This is a genomic window from Massilia sp. MS-15, assembly GCF_020176695.1.
In the GTDB taxonomy this organism is placed as follows: Bacteria; Pseudomonadota; Gammaproteobacteria; order Burkholderiales; family Burkholderiaceae_D; genus Telluria; species Telluria hydrophila.
In genome coordinates this window covers 157,620-163,880 of sequence record NZ_JAIWIA010000027.1, presented here as the reverse complement: position 1 = coordinate 163,880, position 6,261 = coordinate 157,620, and the positions used below count along the sequence as shown (strand labels likewise).

General features: G+C 66.8%; 6 protein-coding genes. 2 read left to right on the top strand and 4 right to left on the bottom strand.

Annotated features, from left to right (window positions below; all coding sequences use genetic code 11):
• Positions 1-107: 107 nt before the first annotated feature.
• From rho to hutC, 4 genes are all read right to left on the bottom strand, one after another.
• Complete coding sequence (rho, locus tag LCI23_RS11970; RefSeq protein WP_005665081.1) at positions 108-1,370, bottom strand: transcription termination factor Rho; 1,263 nt, start codon at positions 1,368-1,370, stop codon at positions 108-110.
• 145 nt (positions 1,371-1,515) lie between these two features.
• Positions 1,516-1,842 (bottom strand): thioredoxin TrxA, encoded by a 327-nt coding sequence (gene trxA / locus LCI23_RS11965; RefSeq protein WP_224946692.1) that lies wholly within the window; start codon positions 1,840-1,842, stop codon positions 1,516-1,518.
• A 225-nt stretch (positions 1,843-2,067) separates the two neighbouring features.
• Positions 2,068-2,469, bottom strand: coding sequence for a response regulator (locus LCI23_RS11960; protein WP_224946691.1), 402 nt, complete (start codon positions 2,467-2,469; stop codon positions 2,068-2,070).
• A gap of 77 nt (positions 2,470-2,546) precedes the next feature.
• Entirely contained in the window at positions 2,547-3,296 is a 750-nt protein-coding gene (gene hutC, locus LCI23_RS11955; protein WP_224946690.1) for a histidine utilization repressor, read from the bottom strand.
• Between the two features lie 116 nt (positions 3,297-3,412).
• Here hutC and ada point away from each other — a divergent pair, with 116 nt between their 5' ends.
• A complete protein-coding gene (ada, locus tag LCI23_RS11950) occupies positions 3,413-4,504 on the top strand; it encodes a bifunctional DNA-binding transcriptional regulator/O6-methylguanine-DNA methyltransferase Ada (protein ID WP_224946689.1) in 1,092 nt (363 codons plus the stop codon).
• 69 nt (positions 4,505-4,573) lie between these two features.
• Positions 4,574-6,253 (top strand): amidohydrolase, encoded by a 1,680-nt coding sequence (locus LCI23_RS11945; RefSeq protein ID WP_224946688.1) that lies wholly within the window; start codon positions 4,574-4,576, stop codon positions 6,251-6,253.
• Positions 6,254-6,261 lie beyond the last annotated feature (8 nt).

The following is a 6,261-nucleotide window of genomic DNA, read 5'->3' as shown; positions in this document are numbered from 1 at the left end:
TTGGTTATGTCGGCGGACATCTTCCGACTGTTTTATATCCACATTAGCGTACAAAAGAAAAAGGCGGCCCGCAGGCCGCCCTCTGTCGCGCAACACGCTGCGTCGGTTTAGCCGCCGCGGCGCATCATGTCAAAGAATTCGACATTGTTTTTGGTTGCGCGCATCTTGTCGAGGATGAACTCCATCGCTTCGATCTCGTCCATCGAGTACAGCAGCTTGCGCAGGATCCAGATTTTCTGCAACTGGTCCGGCTTGATCAAGAGTTCCTCGCGGCGGGTGCCCGACTTGTTCAGGTTGATGGCCGGGTAGACGCGCTTCTCGGCCAGGCGGCGCTCGAGGTGCACTTCCATGTTGCCGGTGCCCTTGAATTCTTCGTAGATGACGTCGTCCATGCGAGAGCCGGTCTCGATCAGGGCGGTCGCGACGATGGTCAGCGAGCCGCCTTCCTCGACGTTACGCGCCGCGCCGAAGAAGCGCTTCGGACGCTGCAGGGCGTTGGCATCCACGCCACCGGTCAGCACCTTGCCCGAGGCCGGGATCACGGTGTTGTAGGCGCGCGCCAGGCGGGTGATCGAGTCCAGCAGGATCACGACGTCCTTCTTCATCTCGACCAGGCGCTTGGCCTTTTCCAGCACCATCTCGGCGACCTGCACGTGGCGGGTGGCCGGTTCATCAAAAGTAGAGGCGACCACTTCGCCACGCACCGAACGCTGCATCTCGGTCACTTCTTCCGGACGCTCGTCGATCAGGAGCACGATCAGGGTCACGTCCGGGTGATTCGCGGTGATCGCGTGGGCGATGTGCTGCAGCATGACCGACTTGCCCGACTTCGGCGAAGCGACCAGCAGGCCGCGCTGGCCCTTGCCGATCGGCGAGATCAGGTCGACGATGCGGCCGGTGATGTTCTCGGCGCCGTTCATGTCGCGCTCGAGGCGCAGCGGCTCGTTCGGGTGCAGCGGGGTCAGGTTTTCGAACAGGATGCGGTGCTTCGAGGCTTCCGGCGACTCGCCGTTGACCTTGTCCACCTTGACCAGCGCGAAGTAGCGCTCGCCGTCCTTGGGCGTACGCACTTCGCCTTCGATCGAGTCACCCGTATGCAAGTTGAACCGGCGGATCTGCGACGGCGAGATGTAGATGTCGTCGGTCGAGGCCATGTAGCTGGCGTCCGGCGAGCGCAGGAAGCCGAAGCCGTCCGGCAGGACTTCGAGGGCGCCGTCGCCGAAGATCTGTTCGCCCTGCTTGGCGCGCTTCTTCAGGATCGCGAACATCAGTTCCTGCTTGCGCAGGCGGGCTGCGTTGTCGATGTCGAGGCCGATGGCCATCTCCAGCAGCGCGGAGACGTGCATTGCCTTCAGTTCAGATAAATGCATGTTTGTGTGGGTGTCCCGTGACGGGAAAGTAAAGGTAGGGGAGGGAACTACGAGGTTGATTTATGTAAGCTGGGAAACACCGGAGCCGAGGTTTCCCGACAATGACGGCAACGCGGGCGCGCTGCCGCCGCTTATGGTATCAGTATCAGATGTTGCTGTCGATAAACTGAACAAGCTGGCCCTTGGCCATGGCGCCGACCTTTTGCGCCGCTGCCACACCATCCTTGAACAGGATCAGCGTCGGAATACCGCGAATGCCGAACTGGGCAGGCACGGCCTGGTTGGCATCGACGTCGACCTTGGCCACCACCAGCTTGCCTTCGTACTGCTTGGCGACTTCTTCCAGGATCGGTGCAATCATCTTGCACGGACCGCACCACTCGGCCCAGAAGTCGACCAGGACCGGGCGCTCGGACTTGAGCACTTCGGCATCGAAGTTTGCATCGGTGATGTGTTTAATGTTTTCGCTCATATGTTCCTCAAAAGAGGTAAGGATCAAGGTACGCCTGGCGGCCACGGCTGGTCTGCGTGAACCCGGCCGGCTTCCGTGCCTGCTCATTGAATAATCAGCTGCTACACAATGGTGGAGGCACTGTGTGCAAATTCAATCTGGAAGGACGACAAGGGGGTGTCAGGCGGGGATGTGCCGAATAATACCCCATTTTTTCAAAAAGTGTGGGCCGGTTTGTACAAAATCTCAACATCGCATTGCCAGCTGCAATTGTTCGATCCCGAGCGGCTTGCGAAAGGCCCCCGCCACCTGCAGCCCGAGCACGCGCGCCAGCGCGGTGGCGGCATGGCGCACTCCGTCTTCCAGGCCGGACACCACGACCACCCGGCCGCGGAAACCCTGCCTGGCCGCGGCCTGCAGGAACTCGATGCCATCCATGTCCGGCATGGACAGGTCGCAGATCAGGAGCTCGGGCGCATGCCGCGGCAGGATCGCCAGCGCGCGCCGGGCGTCGGATTCGGCATGGATCTCGAACGGCCCGCTGCCCGCGTCCAGCGCATCGAACATGTCGCGCAGCACCTCGAGCATGAAGCGGTCGTCGTCGAGCAGCAGCACGCGGCGCGGCACGGGTGGAAAAGGTGGATTCATGCGGGGGCAGGGCATTGGGATGGTAGCCATTATGGCGAAGTTTTCCCTGCCGGTGGAGATATTGAACGGGTGCCCGCTCAAACACTGCCGGTAAAGCGCGCCAAGTGGCCTGGATGCCACATCGTGGCCACCGAAGCGACCCGTCCGCCCGAGGTGGTGCGGCGGCGCAGCACCAGGCAGGCCTGGCCGGCGCCGATCGCCAGCATGGCGGCCACCTCGGGCGGCGCCGGCTGGGCCTCGATGGCGTAGGTCGCCCCCTGCAGCGGCGCGGCCGCCATCAGGTGCTCGTTCGGCGTGATGGCGCCGAAGTCCTGCTCCAGGTAGTACGGGGCGCAGGCCGGATTGACCCAGCGGTCTTCCACCTGGACCGGGGCCTCGTTCTCGAAGTGCACGATCACCGAGTGGTACAGCGGCGCGCCCGGCGCCAGCTCGAAGGCGCTGGCCAGTTCTTCGCTGGCGGTTTCTTCGCGCAGCAGGCGCAGCTGGCTGCGGTGGGCGCGCCCGCGCGCGCGGATCTCGTCGGCGATGTTGCGGATCTCGACCAGGGTCGCCTGGTACTTCTGCGGCGCCACATAGGTGCCGGCCCCCTGGCGCCGCACCAGCACCTGCTCCGCGGTCAGCTCGCGCACGGCGCGGTTGACGGTCATGCGCGAGACGCCGAACTGGCGCACCAGGGCCTGCTCGGACGGCACCAGCTCGCCTTCCTTCCAGCGTCCGGACGCGATTTCGCCGGCCAGGTAATCCTTGATGCGCTGGAAAATGGGCGTGCTGTCTTGCGCGTTCGGTTCTTCCAAACTACTCTCCGGGAAGGCATGGCGCGGCGACATGCCGCGACACCGGATTCTAGCACCGCGCCCTGACGGTGATTCGAAAGCAAGACCCGGAGTGACGCCGGCCCGGCGCGCGGCTAGGCTGGCCGTACTTCCCATTTTTCACGACTGCCATGACCACACTGTTCGATACCGACGAGGCGCGCTGGGCCGCGGTGCAGCGCCGCGACCGGGCCGCCGACGGCCAGTTCTGCTACTCGGTGCGCAGCACCGGGGTGTATTGCCGGCCCTCCTGTCCCTCGCGCCCGGCGCGGCGCGCGAACGTCGCGTTCCACGCCAGCCCGGCGGCGGCCGAGGCGGCGGGCTTTCGCGCCTGCCTGCGCTGCCAGCCGGCGCAGCCGCCGCTGGCCGAGCGCCAGGCCGCGGCCGTGGCGCGCGCCTGCCGCCTGATCGACGCGCAGGTCGACGCCGGGGACGGCGCCCCCGGCCTGGACAGCCTGGCGCAGGCGGCAGGACTGAGCCGCTTCCACTTCCACCGCCTGTTCAAGGCACATACCGGGATCACGCCGAAAGCCTATGCGCAGGCGCGGCGCGCGGCGCGCCTGCGCCAGGGCCTGGCCGCAGCGCCCAGCGTGACCGAGGCGCTGTACGAGGCCGGCTTCGGTTCCAGCGCGCGCTTCTATGCGGCCACTACCGGCGCGCTCGGCATGACGCCGGGCCGCTACCGCGCCGGCGGCCAGGGCGAGACCATCCGCTTCGCGCTGGCCGGCTGTTCGCTCGGCGCGATCCTGGTGGCCAGCACCGGCAAGGGGATCTGCGCGATCCTGATCGGCGACGAGCCGGAACCGCTGCTGCACGACCTGCAGCGGCGCTTTCCGCGCGCCGAGCTGGTGGGCGCGGAGCCGGCGTTCGAGCAGACGGTGGCCCAGGTGGTGGGCTTCGTCGAGGCGCCCCGCCTCGGGCTCGGACTGCCGCTCGACGTGCGCGGCACCGCCTTCCAGCAGCGGGTATGGGAAGCGCTGCGCGCAGTGCCGGCCGGGGCCACGGTCAGCTACCGCGAACTGGCCGAGCGCCTCGGCATGCCGGCCGCGGCGCGCGCGGTGGCGGGCGCCTGCGCCGCCAATCCGGTGGCGGTGGCGATTCCCTGCCACCGGGTGGTACGCACCGACGGGGCGCTGTCCGGCTACCGCTGGGGGATCGCGCGCAAGCGCACGCTGCTCGAGCGCGAAGCCGCAGCCGCAGGCGCCGCTATGCCCCTTCCTTGAATTTCTATACACTCTCCGTGCCGCGCCTGCGAGGCGCGGATCGCCCAACCCAACGGAGAATCCAACAGCATGCGCGCGCGCCCGTCCCCCCTGTCTTCCCTGATCGTCCTCGCCGGCCTCGGCGTCCTCGGTGTGTTCGCGCCAGCGCATGCCGATACCATCATCACGAATGCCAACGGCTACACCCTGAACGGCAAGGGAGAACTGGTGCAGTTCAGCGCACTGGCCTTCGACGAGCGCGGACGCATCACGGCCGTCGGCACCCAGGCCGAGGTGGCGGCGAAGGCGAAGAATGCGCGCCAGGTCGACATGGGCGGACGCACCGTGCTGCCCGGCCTGATCGACGCCCACGGCCACGTGTTCGGCCTCGGCCAGCAACTGACCCAGCTCGACCTGTCCGCTACCACCTCGCTGGCGGCGGCGACCGGGGCGATCGCCGCGTATGCCAAGGCGAATGCGGGTCACGCCTGGATTCGCGGGCGCGGCTGGAACCAGGAGAACTGGAAACTGGGCCGCTTCCCGACCGCCGCCGAACTCGATGCCATCGTCGCCGACCGCCCCGTGTGGCTGGAACGCGTGGACGGCCATGCCGGCTGGGCCAACAGCCGCACGCTGGCGCTGGCCGGCATCACGAAGGCGACTCCCGATCCGGCCGGCGGCAAGATCATGCGCGATGCGAACGGCGAAGCCACCGGCGTGCTGGTCGACGCGGCGCAGGAACTGGTGACCAGGGTGATGCCGGCCCAGACCGAGGCCGAAGGCCGCGTCATGCTCGACCGCGCGCTGGGGGAAATGGCGCGCGTCGGCCTGACCGCCGTGCACGACGCCGGCGTCGGCGTGCAGGAAGACCGCCTGTACCGCGATTATGCGGACAAGAAGAAACTCAGCGCGCGCATCTACGCCATGATCGGTGGCACCGGCGCGGATTTTGACCAGCTGGCAAAAAATGGTCCGCTGCGCGACTACGGCGACGGCATGTACGCGCTGCGCGCCGTGAAGCTGTATTCGGACGGCGCGCTGGGCAGCCGCGGCGCCGCGCTGATCAAGCCCTACAGCGACGAGCCGCATTCGCACGGCCTGCTGTTCTTCAAGAGCGCGCAGATGGACGCGATGATGACCAAGGCCATGCGCAAGGGCTACCAGGTCAACGTGCACGCGATCGGCGACGCCGGCAACAAGCAGATCCTCGACATCTACCGGAAGGAACTCAAAGCGACGAAGAGCGAGGCCCAGCGCCACCGCATCGAGCACGCCCAGGTGGTGGCGGCGCAGGACATCCCGCGCTTCCAGCGCCTCGGCATCATCCCCTCGATGCAGCCGACCCACGCCACCTCGGACAAGAACATGGCCGAGACCCGGGTCGGCCCGGAACGCATCAAGGGCGCCTACGCCTGGCGCAGCTTCCTGCACCAGGGCTCGCGCATCGCCTGCGGTTCCGACTTCCCGGTGGAGTCGCCGAATCCGTTCTTCGGCATCCACGCCGCTGTCACCCGCATGGACCATGCCGGCCAGCCGGTGGCGGGCTGGTATCCGAACCAGGCGATGTCGCTCAAGGAAGCCTTCCGCTGCTTCACGCTGGATGCGGCCTACGCCGGCCACCAGGAAAACAGCCTGGGTTCGCTGGAAGCGGGCAAGCAGGCCGATTTCATCGTGATCGACCGCGACCTGTTCCGCATCCCGACCTATGACATCTTCAAGACCGGCGTGCTGGAAACCTGGGTCGGCGGCAGGCAGGTGTTCAAGAAGTGAGGAGCGGA

What these genes read in the sequence shown, in the direction of transcription:
- LCI23_RS11945 (WP_224946688.1), top strand. Translation starts at nt 4,574, where the DNA reads ATGCGCGCGCGCCCGTCCCCCCTGTCTTCCCTGATCGTCCTCGCCGGC.
- ada (WP_224946689.1), top strand. Translation starts at nt 3,413, where the DNA reads ATGACCACACTGTTCGATACCGACGAGGCGCGCTGGGCCGCGGTGCAG.
- hutC (WP_224946690.1), bottom strand. Translation starts at nt 3,296, where the DNA reads ATGTCGCCGCGCCATGCCTTCCCGGAGAGTAGTTTGGAAGAACCGAAC.
- LCI23_RS11960 (WP_224946691.1), bottom strand. Translation starts at nt 2,469, where the DNA reads ATGAATCCACCTTTTCCACCCGTGCCGCGCCGCGTGCTGCTGCTCGAC.
- rho (WP_005665081.1), bottom strand. Translation starts at nt 1,370, where the DNA reads ATGCATTTATCTGAACTGAAGGCAATGCACGTCTCCGCGCTGCTGGAG.
- trxA (WP_224946692.1), bottom strand. Translation starts at nt 1,842, where the DNA reads ATGAGCGAAAACATTAAACACATCACCGATGCAAACTTCGATGCCGAA.